Source organism: Paraneptunicella aestuarii (assembly GCF_019900845.1).
Classification (GTDB): Bacteria; Pseudomonadota; Gammaproteobacteria; order Enterobacterales; family Alteromonadaceae; genus Paraneptunicella; species Paraneptunicella aestuarii.
Map to the genome: position 1 here is coordinate 1124425 of NZ_CP074570.1, position 16639 is coordinate 1141063.

General features: G+C 40.4%; 13 protein-coding genes. All 13 read left to right on the plus strand.

Annotated features, from left to right (window positions below; genetic code table 11):
* The first annotated feature begins 27 nt into the window (after positions 1-27).
* The 13 genes from KIH87_RS04695 to asnB all read left to right on the plus strand — a co-directional run bounded on the left by KIH87_RS04695 (position 28) and on the right by asnB (position 16614).
* Complete coding sequence (locus KIH87_RS04695) at positions 28-1260, plus strand: glycosyltransferase family 4 protein (protein WP_232361429.1); 1233 nt, start codon at positions 28-30, stop codon at positions 1258-1260.
* A complete protein-coding gene (locus KIH87_RS04700) occupies positions 1247-3064 on the plus strand; it encodes a PglL family O-oligosaccharyltransferase (RefSeq protein ID WP_232360381.1) in 1818 nt (605 codons plus the stop codon). Before KIH87_RS04695 ends, KIH87_RS04700 begins: the two co-directional genes overlap by 14 nt.
* A gap of 14 nt (positions 3065-3078) precedes the next feature.
* Positions 3079-3696 (plus strand): acetyltransferase, encoded by a 618-nt coding sequence (locus KIH87_RS04705; protein WP_232360382.1) that lies wholly within the window; start codon positions 3079-3081, stop codon positions 3694-3696.
* A gap of 66 nt (positions 3697-3762) precedes the next feature.
* Positions 3763-4938 carry a DegT/DnrJ/EryC1/StrS family aminotransferase gene (locus tag KIH87_RS04710; protein WP_232360383.1) on the plus strand — a complete coding sequence of 392 codons (1176 nt, stop codon included), beginning with the start codon at positions 3763-3765 and terminating at the stop codon, positions 4936-4938.
* A 15-nt stretch (positions 4939-4953) separates the two neighbouring features.
* On the plus strand, positions 4954-6873 hold the full coding sequence (locus tag KIH87_RS04715) for a polysaccharide biosynthesis protein (RefSeq protein ID WP_232360384.1): 1920 nt from the start codon (positions 4954-4956) through the stop codon (positions 6871-6873).
* Positions 6874-7824, plus strand: coding sequence for an NAD-dependent epimerase/dehydratase family protein (locus KIH87_RS04720; RefSeq protein WP_232360385.1), 951 nt, complete (start codon positions 6874-6876; stop codon positions 7822-7824).
* Between the two features lie 87 nt (positions 7825-7911).
* Positions 7912-8859 carry an MraY family glycosyltransferase gene (locus KIH87_RS04725; RefSeq protein WP_232360386.1) on the plus strand — a complete coding sequence of 316 codons (948 nt, stop codon included), beginning with the start codon at positions 7912-7914 and terminating at the stop codon, positions 8857-8859.
* Between the two features lie 441 nt (positions 8860-9300).
* A complete protein-coding gene (locus KIH87_RS04730) occupies positions 9301-10578 on the plus strand; it encodes a nucleotide sugar dehydrogenase (RefSeq protein ID WP_232360387.1) in 1278 nt (425 codons plus the stop codon).
* A 5-nt stretch (positions 10579-10583) separates the two neighbouring features.
* On the plus strand, positions 10584-11591 hold the full coding sequence (locus KIH87_RS04735; protein ID WP_232360388.1) for an NAD-dependent epimerase: 1008 nt from the start codon (positions 10584-10586) through the stop codon (positions 11589-11591).
* A gap of 7 nt (positions 11592-11598) precedes the next feature.
* Complete coding sequence (locus tag KIH87_RS04740; RefSeq protein ID WP_232360389.1) at positions 11599-12540, plus strand: Gfo/Idh/MocA family protein; 942 nt, start codon at positions 11599-11601, stop codon at positions 12538-12540.
* A gap of 58 nt (positions 12541-12598) precedes the next feature.
* Entirely contained in the window at positions 12599-13570 is a 972-nt protein-coding gene (locus KIH87_RS04745) for an NAD-dependent epimerase/dehydratase family protein (protein ID WP_232360390.1), read from the plus strand.
* A 7-nt stretch (positions 13571-13577) separates the two neighbouring features.
* Positions 13578-14723, plus strand: a complete 1146-nt coding sequence (locus tag KIH87_RS04750) for a DegT/DnrJ/EryC1/StrS family aminotransferase (protein ID WP_232360391.1) — start codon at positions 13578-13580, stop codon at positions 14721-14723.
* A 4-nt stretch (positions 14724-14727) separates the two neighbouring features.
* Complete coding sequence (gene asnB / locus KIH87_RS04755) at positions 14728-16614, plus strand: asparagine synthase (glutamine-hydrolyzing) (RefSeq protein ID WP_232360392.1); 1887 nt, start codon at positions 14728-14730, stop codon at positions 16612-16614.
* Positions 16615-16639 lie beyond the last annotated feature (25 nt).

Below are 16639 nucleotides of genomic sequence, written 5' to 3' on the forward strand. Positions count from 1 at the left end.
AATATATAAGGACAAGTAAGTTAATTGATGAAAGTTCTATATTTCCATCAGCATTTTTCTACACCATCAGGAGGAACAGGAACTCGTTCTTATGAGTTTTCTAAGGCTCTATTGAGAGATGGGAATGATGTTACCGTCGTCTGCGGGAGTTTTGATGTTGGTAATACTGGTTTGGATACACCATTTGTTAACGGAAGACGAGAAGGTTTCGTTGACGGTATAAAGGTTATCGAGTATCAGTTGCATTATTCAAATAAGCAGTCGTTTTTAATTCGTGCAAAACAGTTTGTATTATTTGCATTACGATGCTGTAGGGAAGTTAATAAAGAAAAAGCGGATTTGGTATTTTGTACCTCTACTCCTCTTACGATAGCTGTTCCTGGTATTTACGCTAAATTGATTCGTAGGCTCCCTTTCGTTTTTGAAGTGAGGGATTTATGGCCAGAGCTACCTGTGGCTATGGGGGTTATAAAGAATCCAGTTATTATCGGGTTGTTAAAGATTCTTGAGGTTTTGAGCTATAAAATAGCGGATCATGTCATTACTCTTTCTGATGGCATGGCTAGTGGCGTTATTCGGTATGTCAGTAGAGAAAAAAATACAACTATTTCAAATGGATGTGACCTGTATTTAACGGGTAGTAATAACTATGAAAACTATCAATTGCCAGTTGAAATTCAGCAAGATGATTTTTTGGCTATATATGCGGGTACACATGGAATTGCCAATGGACTAGATGTATTAGTCGATACTGCTGCTACATTGCAACGTCTGGGTCATAAGAATATAAAGCTGCTCCTTGTTGGTGAAGGAATGCTGAAAAACGAGCTTAAAGAACGAGCTAATGATTTAAAGCTAAAGAATATTGTATTCATAGATAACTTATCAAAGAAACAGTTGTTTGATTTGTACAGTAAATGTGATGTTGGCTTGATGATTCTTAAAAATGTGCCTGCTTTTTACGATGGAACTTCACCGAACAAGTTTTTTGATTACTTAACAGTTGGCTTGCCTGTTATTTGTAATTATGAAGGATGGATTAGTCGTCTTATTGTACAAGAAAATATTGGGGTCAATGTTCCCGCTGAGTCACCTGAGTCACTTGCTGATGCATTAGTCTTTTTACAAAAAGATAAGAACAACTTATCGTCTCTATCTATGAATGCAAGAAAGCTTGCAAAAGAGAGTTTTGATCGTTCAATGCTTGCACAACAATTTGTTAACGTTCTGAAAGAAGTTTCTAGAAATGGAAAAAACTAAAGTAAATAGAATTCTAAAGTTGTACCGATTGAACCATTCGGTATTTAAGGTCTTTATGGCTGCAATATTCCTCGTTGCGATGAATTATATCAATCGTAATATGGGTGGTTCGGGTATTCAGATGCCTTATAACAATGCTACATGGGGCGTTACTGCTTTCTTCGTGGCCTTCTCTATTATCGGGATTGCTTGGTTTTCCCGTATTAAGTTTACTAAACCATTACTGTACCAGTTGTTGAGCGTTTTTCTTCTGCTTTTACCATTAACTTATACATCAAGGCTGTTTCTTGATATCGAAATGCTAATGTTATCTGGGCTGGGTGCTGGAGTTTTATTTCTATTTTGTTTATACCAGTTTTCATCATCGTCTCTTAAGCTTTATTTAATCAATATAATTTTTTATTCCTCTCTAATTCAAACTGTGTGGGGATTCGTCCAGTATTACATTATATTTGAGCCTCACTGGCTGTTTTTTAGGGCTGATTGGGGGCATCCTTACGGTATTTTCCAACAGATTAATGATTTTTCATCTTACCTCTCTATCGGCTCAATGATTGCGATATATAAATTGTTCACATCGGCTACTAGAGAAAAATCAAAGATAGCTTTTACTTTCATTATATTGGTCGCCAATTTTCATTTAACAGTTTTATCTGGTGCCGATTCTGCACAGGTCGTCGCGTTAGTTTCAGTCTTTCTTTATCTTGTTTTCATGTTAATCAGGACTAGAGAGTATCGAGTTGTATCATTGCTATTTTGTGGGGTATTGCTTGCTACAGCTATTCCCAGAGAGGTGTTTGATGTTAGGTCTTCACAGGAGTCATTGGTTGTTGAAGAATCAACACAATCTAAAGAGGAGGACTCTGTAGGCTCTAGTGATGTTAGAAGTGTTGAGAAAGATGTAAAGGTGGCTGATACGCCTGCTCTTAGTTCCAGTTCATTGGGAACAAGGGCGACAATTTATCCTGTTGCAATACAAATGATTTTGGATAAACCCTGGTTTGGACATGGGCTTGGCACTTTTCCAAAGGCCTATTTGCTGTATCAGGGACGTTATTTGCAGGAGCATCCCGGAGCCCCTGCTGAATTTAGAGTGCAACATGCTCATAATGAAGTGTTGCAATGGGTTGTTGAATTGGGATTAGGCTCATTGCTCGGTTTTATTTTGCTGTTGTTCGTTTGGTGGCGAGGATGTTTAAATGGTCAGTTTAATCCCGCTATATTATTCCTAACATTACCATTAATTTTACACTCTTTAGTTGAGCTTCCTTTTTATCATTCTGCTGCTCATTTTCTGGTATTTCTATCATTGCTATTTTGTGCTGACGTGAGTCGAGAGAAGAAATTAAAGTTACCTAAGTTCTCTAAATTTGTAGTCATCCCTGCGGTTTTGTGGGGATTAATACAGGTGCAGGTATTTCTTTTTTCAACAATGTACGCATTAGATATGTTTTTGAAATTTAACCGAAGTAATCGTGAGGAAGTGAAATACTTATTAACGGTTAATAATCCAGCTGCGTTTAAGTTGCGTTTTGAGTATGAGTTGTTTCAATGGAAAATTAGAAAAGGTATGAGAGAAGGCAAAATATCCAGGAAGGACTTGCTGAGTTATATTTATTGGGCGTATTCAGTTACTCAATACTCTCCTATGGCTCCTATTTACCGCAATTTCGTCGATGCGCTTAATCTGTATGGAAATCAGAAAGCTGCTTTGCAGTTTGCTGAGGAAGGAGTGCTTATGTACCCTGATGATGAGAAATTAAGAGAGAAGCGAGATAAGCTTCTTGAATATGTGAATAAATAAGTGCGGAGCTTATTTTGAACAAATTAGCAATTGTTGGTGCTGGCGGACATGGCAAGGTTGTTGCTGATGCCGCTATTACATCATCTTTATATGCACATATTGTGTTTGTCGATGATAGATATCAGGAGATGGTAACTCAATTAGGATATGGTGTTGTTGGTGATGACTCCTGTATTCCTGATTTGATTTCTCAGGGATATGAGTTTGTTGTTGCTATAGGCGACAATCTGATCCGAGCTTCTAAATTTGCATTGTTAAAAAGTGAAGGGGCGAATTTTGCCACTGTTATCCATAAGAGTGCTGTAATTAGTTCATCTGCTGAAATAGGGAAGGGTACAGTTGTCTTTGCCGGTGTTTGTATCAATCCAGACGCTAAAGTTGGGAACAATTCCATTATCAATACTAACGCCACAATAGAACATGATTGTGTTGTTGGTGACCATGTTCATCTTGCCCCGGGCACTATTCTTACTGGTGGATGTCAAATTGGGGACTATAGTTTATTGGGAGCCGGAGCGGTATCTATTCCCTATAAAACAATTGGTAGTCGAACTGTCGTCGGAGCAGGGGCTGTTATAGTCGAAGATATACCTGATTCCGTCATCGCATCAGGGATTCCTGCAAAGTGGTAACTTTTGTATAATCCCGCAAAATGTTCGTTATGCCTGTAATTACTAGAAAGACGGTTAATAAAATTAATGTTAGGTACTAAATTACCGCCTTGGCCAAGTTTTAGCCAAGATGAGATAGAACGAGTTAGTGAGGTTCTTCGAAGCAATAAAGTGAACTACTGGACTGGTGGTGAAGCTCGAGCCTTTGAAAAAGAATTCGCTGAATACTATGGCACCCGTTACGCGATTGCCCTTGCAAACGGATCTGTTGCAATTGAGTTGGCATTATTAAGTCTGGGTATTGGAAGAGGCGATGAGGTTATTGTCACACCTCGAACCTTTATTGCGTCCATATCCAGCATTATTAATGTTGGCGCAAAGCCCGTTTTTGCTGATGTGGAAAAGGATTCGGGAAATATCAGTGCTCGTACTATAGAGGCTGTGTTGTCGCCTGCGACTAAGGCTGTTATTTGTGTTCACCTTGCAGGTTGGCCATGTGATATGGAGGGTATCATGGCACTTGCGGAACAGAATAATTTTTATGTTATTGAAGACTGTGCGCAATCTCATGGTTCAAGCTATAAAGGGCAAAAGCTGGGTAGTATTGGACATATCTCCGCATTTTCTTTTTGTCAGGACAAGATCATGACCACGGGTGGTGAAGGTGGCATGATGTTGTGTAATGACGAGAAGATCTGGAGTAAGGCATGGTCGTATAAAGACCATGGGAAGAGCTGGTCTGCGGTTTATGAGATGAATCATTCTGATGGTTATCGATGGTTGCATGAGTCGTTTGGAACAAACTGGCGACTGACCGAAATGCAGGCGGCTATAGGCAGATATCAACTGAAAAAGCTTGATGAATGGTCATTAAAGCGTAAGCAAAATGCTGAACGATATAATGTGGCAGCGCAAGGTTGCTCAGCCGTTTATATACCAGAGGTGCCGGATTACATCGATTATGTGCCCTACAAGCATTATATTTACGTTCAGCCTGAAGCATTAAAATCTGGCTGGTCTCGTGACCGTATTATTCTGGAATTGAATAACAAGGATGTTCCTTGTTTATCTGGCACTTGCTCTGAGGTGTATTTGGAAAAAGCGTTTGAAGGTACGGGATTGCGACCACAAGAACGTTTACCAATGGCTGCTCAATTGGGCGATACAAGCATGTGCTTATTGGTTCACCCTAATATAACTGATGCTGATATGGATAGAGTTTGCAGTGTATTTCGTTCGGTACTGATTCAAGCTGGCATCTAATTGGAATAACAATTTATGATCCTTAAGCTGCTTAATTTATCCCGTTTAAAAAAGCGAGTAACTGCACAGACCATTGATGCATTTTCCTTGTTGTTTGCTTTTTTATTGGGGTTATCGTTGCGTTTGGGGGAAGTCTATATTCCCAGTTCACCCTACGTTTGGGGATGTTTATTATTCTGTATCGTCTTCACCATTATTTTTGGTGAAAAGATAGGGGTGTATAAAACCGTTGTACGCTTTTTTGGAAACCAAAATGTCGTTTCTATTTGTTCGATGGTCTTTGCCTCGGCTGTAGTGATGTCATTATGTTTGTTTTTTCTTTCCATCCCTTTGCCTCGTTCGACTCCCATTATTTATGCCAGTTTGGGAATAATGTTTATGTTGGGGAGTCGCTTCAGTTTGAGGCTGCTGTTTCAGCATTATGCGAAAGAGCAGTTAGGTGAGCCAGTTATTATTTATGGTGCTGGTTCCGCAGGAAATCAGTTGGCAATATCCCTGAAACAAGACAATAGATATATGCCAATCGCTTTTATTGATGACAATGCAAAGTTACATGGCCGAAGGCTACAAGGGATAGAAGTATCGCCACCTGAGTCGATTGATCGATTGGTGAATGATTACAATGTTAAACGGATATTGCTTGCTATTGCCAATATACCTTCGGAGCGCAGGAAGGAGATTTATGAGCAGTTCGAGCATCTACCAGTAAAGGTTAAAACCATCCCCGCTTATTCACAGATTGTCTCAGGTGAACTAACTATTGAGAATTTGCGAGATGTTAACGTTGAAGATCTTTTAGGCCGAACACCTGTTGCTCCAGTTACAGAATTAATGGATAAGTGTATTAAAAACAAGGTGGTTATGGTGACTGGGGCTGGTGGTTCAATCGGCTCTGAGCTGTGTCGCCAGATCATTAAATTGCAGCCAAAGACTTTGGTGCTATTTGAAAACTCTGAATTCTCTTTGTATTCCATTCATAAAGAACTGGTTTCTCTTGTTGAGTCAGAGATGAAAGCGCCAAACTCTGATTGGATTGTTCCCATCATTGGTAATGTTCTTGATTCTAAATTACTGGATGATGTATTCGCCACCTATAGTGTGAATACCGTATATCATGCTGCTGCTTATAAGCATGTTCCGTTAGTTGAACAAAACATTGTTGAAGGTGTTAAAAATAACGTTTTGGGGACTTATCAGGTTGCACAAAAAGCGTTACAGCATCAGGTAGAAAATATGGTGCTTATTTCTACCGACAAAGCCGTGAGACCAACTAATGTTATGGGGGCATCCAAGCGAGTTGCTGAGTTTGCGTTACAGGCATTGGCAACGCTGAAAAGTAACACTTGTTTTAGTATGGTACGTTTTGGCAATGTCCTGGGTTCTTCAGGGTCGGTTGTTCCGTTGTTCAAAGATCAAATTAGTAATGGTGGGCCGTTAACTGTTACTCATCCGGATATTACTCGCTACTTTATGACAATCCCTGAAGCCGCACAGTTGGTTATTCAAGCAGGAGCCTTGGCAAAGGGGGGGGAAGTGTTTGTATTGGATATGGGCAAGCCCGTGAAGATTTTGGATCTTGCCAAGAAGATGATCCGCTTGACTGGGTACTCTGATGATCCTGCTTCTGAACGTTTTATGGATATCAAATTCACAGGGCTAAGGCCCGGAGAGAAGCTTTATGAAGAACTTCTTGTTGATGACAACGCCTTAGGTACCAAGCATTCACGCATTATGTGTGCCAAGGAAAACTATCTGGAAGTTAAGGAACTTGAGGCTTTGGTGAGCAGTATTGAACTAGCCATTGAAAGGCGTGAAGCATCTGCAGTTCGAGACTTGTTGTTACAAGCGCCTACAGGGTTTAACCCAATGTCAGAGAATGTTGATTTAGTATCAACCGCACCTTCTAAATCATCAAATCAATCACAGCTACATTAAATGAAACCAAAGGTGTTGCTGACAGGTGCCACAGGATTTGTTGGTCGCCAAGTGATGAATGATTTAAAGCAAAGAGATGTTGAGCTGTTTGCTTTGGTTCGCAATACCTCAGATATTAATGAAAATGAGGCTGTTACAGTCATTGGTCATGATTCGATTGAAAATTATGCCGGTGAGGGCTTACCTGAAAAGCTGGACGTTATCATTCATCTCGTTGCAAAAGCTCATGTGACAGAAGATGAGTCAAACCGGGCTGAATATGAGAGGGTAAATGTCGCTGGCACTCAAGCAATGGTTAATTTAGCCAAAGCTAAAGATGTTAAGCATTTCATTTATCTGAGCAGTATTAAGGTTAATGGCGATGAAACTTTTAAGGAGCCTATTACTGAGGCTTCGGAAGTATGCCCGAAGGGCGTTTATGCGGAAACCAAGTATCAGGCTGAAAATCTGGCTAATGAATTAGCGGATAATGGCATTAAAGTTTCAATTGTCCGCCCGCCATTGGTTTATGGGGCTGGTGTAAAGGCTAATATGGCTGCGTTGACCAAGTTGGTTCGGCTACTTCCGGTGCTTCCATTTGGTATGATTAATAATCAACGCAGTTTAATTAGCGTGAGGAATTTGAGTGATTTTTTAATGACTCTGGTTTTCGAATTGCCTGTGCAGTCGTATGAGCGGGAAACCTTTATTGTGTCTGACAGAAACCCTTTGAGTATTAGAGAGTTGTGTTTAGCTATTGCTCAAGGTTTGCATAAGAAAGTGATTATGCTCCCAGTTCCTCAAATGTTGCTTAGCGTTTTGACGAAAGTGTTTGGAATGAGTCGGCAGTGGCAAAAATTAGCTGGCAATATGGTATTGAACGGCTTGAATTCTGAAAAGTATTTTAGTTGGGTAGCTCCCTATCAAACGGCTGACGAAATTAAATTGTTTGCAGTAAAGGAACTGAAATAGATGCGTTTGTGGTTGTTTCTTTTTTCTCTTATTTTTGTTTCAGGGTTCCTTACATGGTTACTAATTCGTGTAACTTGCAAAAGAGCTATGCTGGATGTGCCTAATGAACGTAGTTCTCATCAGGTACCTACTCCAAGAGGGGGCGGCGCAGCTTTGATTGTTACCTATTTTATTGGGCTGGTTGCCATTTATGTAAAAGATGTGATTACCAATCCTATGTTTTTGGCACTCATTCTTGGTGGTGGATTTATTGCATGGATTGGCTGGATTGATGATAAAAGAGGTGTAGCTGCGAAGTGGCGTTTACTGGTTCAGTCTATCGCTGCTGTGTTTGCCTTAATCATGCTGCATGATGTACCTGAATTGCCATTTGTGGATTATTTCCCCTGGTTAGAATACGTTGGCTATGTCGTCGCTGCCGTTGCTATTGTTTGGTCAACCAATTTGTTTAATTTTATGGATGGAATTAATGGACTGGCAGGTTTTGAAGCCCTGTTTGTTTCTTTTGGGGCTGCAATCATTCTATACACGTCAGGGGAAGATTTTCACACGGCTTCATTGTTGGTTCTTAGTTTTTCAACGTTAGGGTTTTTAATTTTCAATTTCCCTAAAGCTCGGATTTTCATGGGGGATGTTGGGAGCAGCTTCCTTGGGTTTACTATGGCGATATACGCTATAGGGGCTTCATCTGAAGATGTAATCAGTCCTTGGAGTTGGGTCATTTTATATGGCTATTTTGTTGTTGATTCAACGATTACATTGATTACTCGTATGCTCACGGGGCAGCGCTGGTTGGCTGCTCATAATTTACATGCTTACCAGAAATGGACTCGAAAGTTGGGATCTCATACCAAGGTCACTCTGTTTATTTTTATAATCAATGTTGTTTGGTTATTTCCAATGGCTTGGTTAGCTACCCGCTTTTACGATTATTCATTTTTTATCGCCATTGCAGCTTTGCTACCGATTGCTATTGGTGTCACAGGTTCAAAAGCGGGTGTGAAAGGAGTTGAATTAGCCGATCTTCGGAGCTAACTATCAAGCTTTTATTCATATTGCATAGGACGTACAGGGCAGATTAGTGTACTATCTGCCCGGTTTAATTTCTATGTAACCTGAGCTGCGCATAAGAAAATGCTCAAAACTGAAAGATAAATATTTATATTTCAATGAATTACAAACTCAATTCTTATCATGAGGCTGTAAAATATTTTGTGATGAACTACTTTTCTGTGAATTCGAGGCAAATTTATGCGCCAATAGCTAGCCTATTGCAAGTAAATTTAACGAAGAAGTCGCTGAAAATAGCCATCTCAAAACGTTTTCTTATGCGCAGCTCAGGTTATGTACTGAATGTTCACAACCTATTCAGTCTATAGCTCCATAATTTGCACCGAATAATCATTTTGTTTTTCAGCAAATTGGGACAGAACAATTGATATAGAGCTAGTTATAAAGCTCGTTATGTGAAAGTAAATGATAAAGAAAAGTGAAATTAAAATTTGTGTCATTGGTATCGGATACGTTGGATTGCCACTGGCAATAGGGTTTTCAAAGCATTACGACGTGATTGGGTTTGATTTATCTTCTAAAAGGATAAAAGACCTGAATAATGGCATTGATGTTACCAATGAAGTTGAGGCAAAAGATTTATCTCAGGCAGACAATTTACTTTTTACTTGCAACGAGCAAGATATCGCTTCCGCCAATATCTACATCGTTACTGTCCCAACGCCAATTGATACATGCAAGGTTCCAGATTTATCCGCGTTAAGAGGCGCGAGTAAAGCTATTTCCAAATATCTTCAAAAAGATAATATTGTCATATATGAATCGACTGTGTACCCAGGTGCTACAGAAGAGGTTTGCGTACCTGTGCTGGAAGAAGGTTCAGGGCTTACGTTTAATCAGGATTTTTATGTGGGCTATAGCCCGGAACGTATTAACCCTGGTGATAAAAAAATGCGTTTGGAGAATATTACCAAGGTTGTTTCCGGTTCAACGGCGGAATCCGCTACCTTTATTAATGATTTATATTCAAGCATCATTTCGGCGGGAACCTACCTTGTTAGTTCTATCAAAGTCGCAGAGGCTGCAAAAGTTATTGAGAACACTCAGCGAGACGTAAACATTGCTCTGATGAACGAACTGGCAATGCTATTCAACAAATTGGGTTTAAATACGCAAGAAGTGCTTGAAGCTGCCGGAACCAAATGGAATTTTTTGAAGTTTAAGCCGGGGTTGGTTGGCGGACACTGCATTGGTGTTGATCCCTATTATCTCACTCATAAAGCCAGAGAAGTTGGTTTTCATTCCGAAATGATTCTTTCGGGACGAAGAGTGAATGATCAAATGGGTGAATATGTTGCGAAAGAATTCATTTATTCCTTGCTACAAAAGGGCATTAACCCTGTAGAAGCGAAAGTCCTAATTTTGGGGATATCCTTCAAAGAAGATTGCCCGGATATTCGAAACACCAGAGTTATTGATATCTATGAGCATCTGAAAAATGTAGGGATAACAGCAGATGTTTATGATCCCGTCGTTGCATCTGATGATGCGGAGCATGAGTTTGGCATCGCTTTGTTAAACGAATTTCCAAAAGAAAAATATGACGGAATGATCCTGGCTGTAGCACATTCAGAGTTTCTTGAGCTAGGTGTCGAATACTTACGAGAGAATTGTAAGTCAGATAGTGTCATATATGACGTGAAAGGCATCTTTCCTAAAGATAAAGTAGATGGTGGATTGTAAGGATTATGAAGGTACTGGTAACCGGAGCCGCCGGATTTATAGGAATGCATGTATCAGCCTTTTTGCTTGCGAGAGGGGATACGGTTGTTGGCATTGATAATATTAATGATTACTACGACCCTAAGCTTAAACAGGATCGCCTAAGCTATTTGCAGAACAATTTTGATAACTTTTCTTTTCATAAAATGGATCTCTGTGAAACGGAAAGTATCAGTGCTTTATTTGCTAAAGAGCAATTCCAGAGAGTGGTCAATTTGGCTGCTCAGGCAGGGGTTCGTTATTCAATTGAAAACCCCAGATCTTATGTGGATTCAAATATCGTTGGTTTTCTTAATATTCTCGAATCCTGTAAAAATCATCAAATAGAGCACCTGGTTTATGCTTCATCAAGCTCTGTTTATGGTGCAAACGAGAGCTCACCATTTTCAGTACAGGAATCTGTAGAACACCCCCTGTCTATGTATGCGGCAACCAAAAAAGCCAACGAATTAATGGCTCACACCTACAGTGCGTTGCATCAATTACCCACCACAGGCTTAAGATTTTTTACTGCTTATGGCCCTTGGGGAAGACCAGATATGGCGTTGTTTAAGTTCACGAAAGCCATTTTATCTGGTGAAACAATGCAAGTTTTCAATTATGGCAAGCACCGCCGTGATTTCACTTATATTGACGATATCGTTAAGGGAATTATTTTAACGTTGGATAATCCTGCGACACCTGATCCTGAATGGAATGGAGAGAGTCCATCTTCAGCCACCAGTAGGTATCCATGGAGAGTTTATAACATCGGGAACTCCAAGCCCGTTGAATTGATGGATTATATCCACGAAATAGAGAAAAAGCTGGGTAAACAAGCCAATATGGAGTTATTGCCCTTGCAGCCGGGAGACGTTCCCAACACTTATTCAGATGTGTCTGAGTTAGCAAAAGATACTGGCTATAAGCCAGAAGTTGATGTGGCTGAAGGGATTTCCAGATTTATCGATTGGTATCTGGAATATTATCAATAGGTTAATAATGAAAAATTTCGCACTGATTGGCGCTGGTGGCTACATAGCCCCCAGACATATGAAAGCAATCCAGGATACAGGGAATAAATTGGTCGCCGCCCTGGATAAACATGATTCCGTTGGGATTATTGATTCGTATTTTCCTGAAGCTGACTTTTTCATCGAATTTGAACGCTTTGACAGGCATCTGGACAAATTACGTCGTTTGAATGGTGGCAAAGCGGTGGATTATGTCTCCATATGCTCTCCGAATTACTTACACGATGCCCATATTCGATACGCATTGCGAGCTGGAGCTCACGCGATTTGTGAGAAGCCTTTAGTTTTAAATCCTCGTAATATCGATGGGCTGCTTGAAATCGAAAAAGAAACAGGCAACAAGATTAATACTATTTTGCAACTGCGATTGCATCCTGAAATAATAAAGCTCAAAGAAAAGGTTCGATTAGCTAATAGCGATAAAAAGCACGATGTAAGGCTGACCTATATCACTGGACGCGGCAATTGGTATATGACGTCCTGGAAAGGCGATGTCCAGCGTTCTGGCGGGATTGCTACCAATATTGGCGTGCATTTTTTCGATATGCTGCATTTCATCTTTGGAGAGCTGCAGGAAAACGTCGTTCATTATGCTTCTGATTCAACATCCGCGGGCTATTTAGAATACGAACATGCAAGAGTCCAATGGTTTTTGTCTATTGATGACAGCTATGTGCCAGAGGAAATGAAAGCCGAAGGTAAACGTACTTACAGAAGCATTACCGTTGATGGTGACGAAATTGAGTTTTCCGGTGGATTCACTGATCTACATACAACGAGTTACCAGGAAATTCTTAAAGGTAATGGTTTTGGCGTTGAAGAGAATCGTGTTGCAATTTCAACTGTAGCAGGGATCCGTGATGCTAACGTGATTGGGCGACAGCCTGATTCACACCCATTCGTTCGCTAGTCTTTTCTATTCGTTATTAATTTATAAAACAAGTCGTTATCTATTTTTGGGGAAAATTATGAAACTGTCGGGCTCAAGAGTATTGGTCATTGGCGGAGCCGGTTTTATTGGTAGCCATGTGGTTGCTGAATTATTAAAAACAGATGTTGCAGAAGTGGTCATTTACGATAACTTTGCCCGTGGAAAGCAGGAATATATTTCCGAGTTTTTGAATGATCCCAGATGTACATTGTATCCGAACGGTGGCGATATCCGCGATATTGATATCCTCAATGCGGCCATGAAAGGTATGGATGGTGTATTCCATTTGGCCGCCATGTGGTTGCTACATTGTAAAGATTTCCCCAGAACAGCGTTTGATGTGAATATTCAAGGAACATTTAATGTACTTGAAGCGTGCGTGAACAATGGTATTAAAAGGCTGGTTTATTCTTCTTCAGCTTCTGTTTACGGTGATGCACTTGAAGTGCCAATGACAGAAGAACACCCGTTTAATAACCGCAATTTTTATGGTGCGACCAAAATATCTGGCGAAGCGATGTGCAGAGCGATGTTCGATAGATATGGTTTGGAATATGTCGGTTTGCGATACATGAATGTGTATGGCCCCCACCAAGATCAAACCGCAGCATATACCGGCGTAATACCTATTATGTTGAACAAGATTGATGCTAACGAAGCGCCAGTGATTAATGGCGATGGCAGTCAGGCGTATGACTTCGTGTCGGTAAAAGATGTGGCTCGTTGCAATGTCTTGGCAATGGAATCTGACGCGAAAGATGAGTTTTATAATGTTGGTACAGGTGTTCAAACCAGTATCAAACAACTCTGTGATCTGATTTTGGAATTAAAAGAGTCATCATTGAAAGTTGAGTATCGCCCTTATTCTGAAGAAGATGCTCGCCGCTTGGTTCAGAACCGTATTGGTTGCCCAGAGAAAGCAAAACGAGAAATCGCTTTTGAATATAAAGACTCTCTGAGAGATGGCCTGTTAGAGTTGATTGCCTGGCGCAGTGAGAACAAAGGTTAATTACGTCATGGAAAAGAGAAATATTGCAATATCGTTACCCTCAACTGGCGAAGACGAATGGTTGGCTGTCAGAGAACCTCTGGAATCTGGATGGTTAACTCAAGGGCCCAAAGTTAATGCGTTTGAAAAGCAATTTGCTGAAATGCATGAAGTGAAGTACGGAATTGCTACAACAAGTTGTACTACTGGTTTGCACTTGATTTTAGCGGCTATGGATATTGGCCCTGGCGATGAAGTGATTGTTCCTGCATTTACTTGGGTTGCTACTGCAAATGTAGTGATGTATTGCGGCGCAACACCTGTGTTTATTGATGTCGATGTTACAACCAACAACATCGATCCTCAGCAGCTAAAACAGAAAGTTTCTGATAAAACCAAAGCCGTTATTGCCGTTCATTTATTTGGTTTATGTGCTGATATTGATGCCATCAGAGCGGCGATTCCTGCTCATGTGAAGATTATTGAGGATGCTGCCTGTGCCGCTGGTGCTAGCCTGAATGGTGTTATGGCTGGCGGTTTGGGTGATGCAGCCGCGTTTTCTTTTCATCCAAGAAAGTCCATTACCACGGGCGAAGGTGGCATGGTAACGACTAATGACGATGCCTTAGCCGATAAAATGATTAAGTTGAGAAATCACGGCGCTGAAATCTCTGAAGAGCAGAGACATCAAGGGCCAAAGCCGTATCTATTACCAGAGTTTAATCTTCTTGGTTTCAACTATCGCATGACCGATTTGCAAGGTGCGGTAGGTTTGGTTCAGCTTAATAAACTAGAACAGTTTCTAACTGAAAGAAGACATTGGGCTGATTATTACAAAGAACAGTTGGCTGACATTGATTGGTTGGAAATGCCGGCGTTACCCGTGAATGGCAAACATGCATGGCAAGCTTTTGTGATGTATGTAAACCCTGAAAAAGCACCAATGAGCAGAAACGACATGATGGAAATTCTGCAAGAGAAAGGCATATCAACCCGACCCGGAACCCATGCTGTCCATATGCTAGGGTATTACGCAGATAAATTCGGCTTGTCAGAAGATGATTTTCCGAACGCCAAGTTGTGCAATAACCATACTATGGCAATTCCTCTACATAATCGTATGACTAAAGAAGATTATGATTATGTTGTCGATGCGATTTTATCTCTGAGATAGTTCAATGTGCGGATTAGCTGGATACATTAATACTGCGGCAGAAGCAGTTTCCCCCGTTATTCTTAAGAAAATGGGGGAGAGCATTTCTCATCGAGGGCCTGATGGGGAAGGTTTGTGGTATGAAGGCGAAATAGGCTTTTGTCATAGACGATTAGCTATTATTGATTTGTCTCCAGCAGGTCATCAACCAATGATCTCCTCAGATCATCGTTACGTCTTGGTATACAACGGGGAAGTTTATAATTTCCTTGAATTAAGAGCTGAATTAGAGTCTCTGGGTTACTGGTTCCGTTCTCAAACCGATTCCGAAGTAGTGCTTAATGCTTTTGCTGAGTGGGGATGTAAAGCATTTTTGAGATTTAACGGAATGTTTGCGTTAAGCATCTGGGATCGCAAAGAACGCCAGTTGACTTTGGCTAGGGATAGGTATGGTATAAAGCCACTATATTACAGCTTTCAAGGAAATAGCCTGGCTTTTGGTTCAGAGCAGAAAGCGATATTGGCTAATCCTGCATTTAAGTCCAAATTAGACAAAAAAGCGCTACTTGAGTATTTTACTTTTCAGAATATTTTCACTGATAAAACACTCGTTGAAGGTATTCATATGCTTCCGCCAGGTTGCTATGCCCAACTGCAAATCAGTAAAGTTAAACCCAGATTAGATATCACCGAATACTGGGACTTTGATTTTAGAGAGCCAGAACATAAAGGTGATATTCAAGCTTACCGAGAAGAATTAAACCGTCTGTTTCAGCAAGCTGTTAACAGGCAGCTAGTATCTGATGTGGAATTGGGCTCCTATTTGAGCGGTGGAATTGATTCAGGCTCAATTACTGCTGTTGCATCACGTTCTTACGATTATTTGAAAACTTTCACCTGTGGCTTTGATCTTCACTCAGCATCTGGGCTTGAGCTTGGATTTGATGAACGTGAACGGGCAGAATTTATGTCTTATGTTTTTAAGACAGAGCATTATGAAATGGTGTTGAAAGCGGGTGATATGGAACGGTGTTTGCCATCGTTGAGCTATCACTTGGAAGAGCCCAGAGTTGGACAAAGTTATCCGAATTATTATGCCTCCAAATTAGCCAGTAAATTTGTCAAAGTCGTGTTGAGTGGCACTGGTGGAGATGAGTTGTTTGCTGGTTACCCGTGGCGTTATTATCGAGCTGTTAACAACGATGATTTTGAGCATTATATCGATAAATACTATCTGTTCTGGCAACGCTTGATACCCAATACAGACATTAAGAAAGTATTTTCTCCGATTTGGGAAGAAGTTAAAGATGTATGGACTAAAGACATTTTTAGGAATGTTTTTAAACATCATTCGGAGTCCCTTCATACACCGGAAGATTACATCAATCATTCTTTATATTTTGAAGCAAAGACTTTTTTGCATGGTCTGCTGGTTGTTGAGGATAAACTCAGCATGGCTCATGGACTGGAGACTCGGGTGCCATTTCTGGATAATGATTTGGTTGATTTTGCAATGAGCTGCCCTGTGTCTTTAAAGCTGAATAATTTATCGAATGTGATTCGTATTAATGAGAATGAGCCTGGCAAGAAGGATTCTATCTACTTCCGCAAGAGCAAAGACGGTAAGCAGATTTTGCGCGATGTTATGGACAGATATATACCAGAAGAGATAGTAAAAGCAGAGAAACAAGGTTTTTCTGCTCCAGATGCGAGTTGGTTTAAGGGGGAGAGCATAGATTTTGTTAAATCTCGTTTAATGGACAAAGATTCCCCTATTTACTCATTTATGGATAAAGCATCTGTGCACAATCTGGTTAAACAACATTTAGATGGCGAGCAGAATCGTAGGTTGCTTATTTGGTCGTTGTTAAATTTTGACGAGTGGTCTCAACAGTATTTAGATCTCCACTAGCCCATTCATGTTATTGATGAAAATT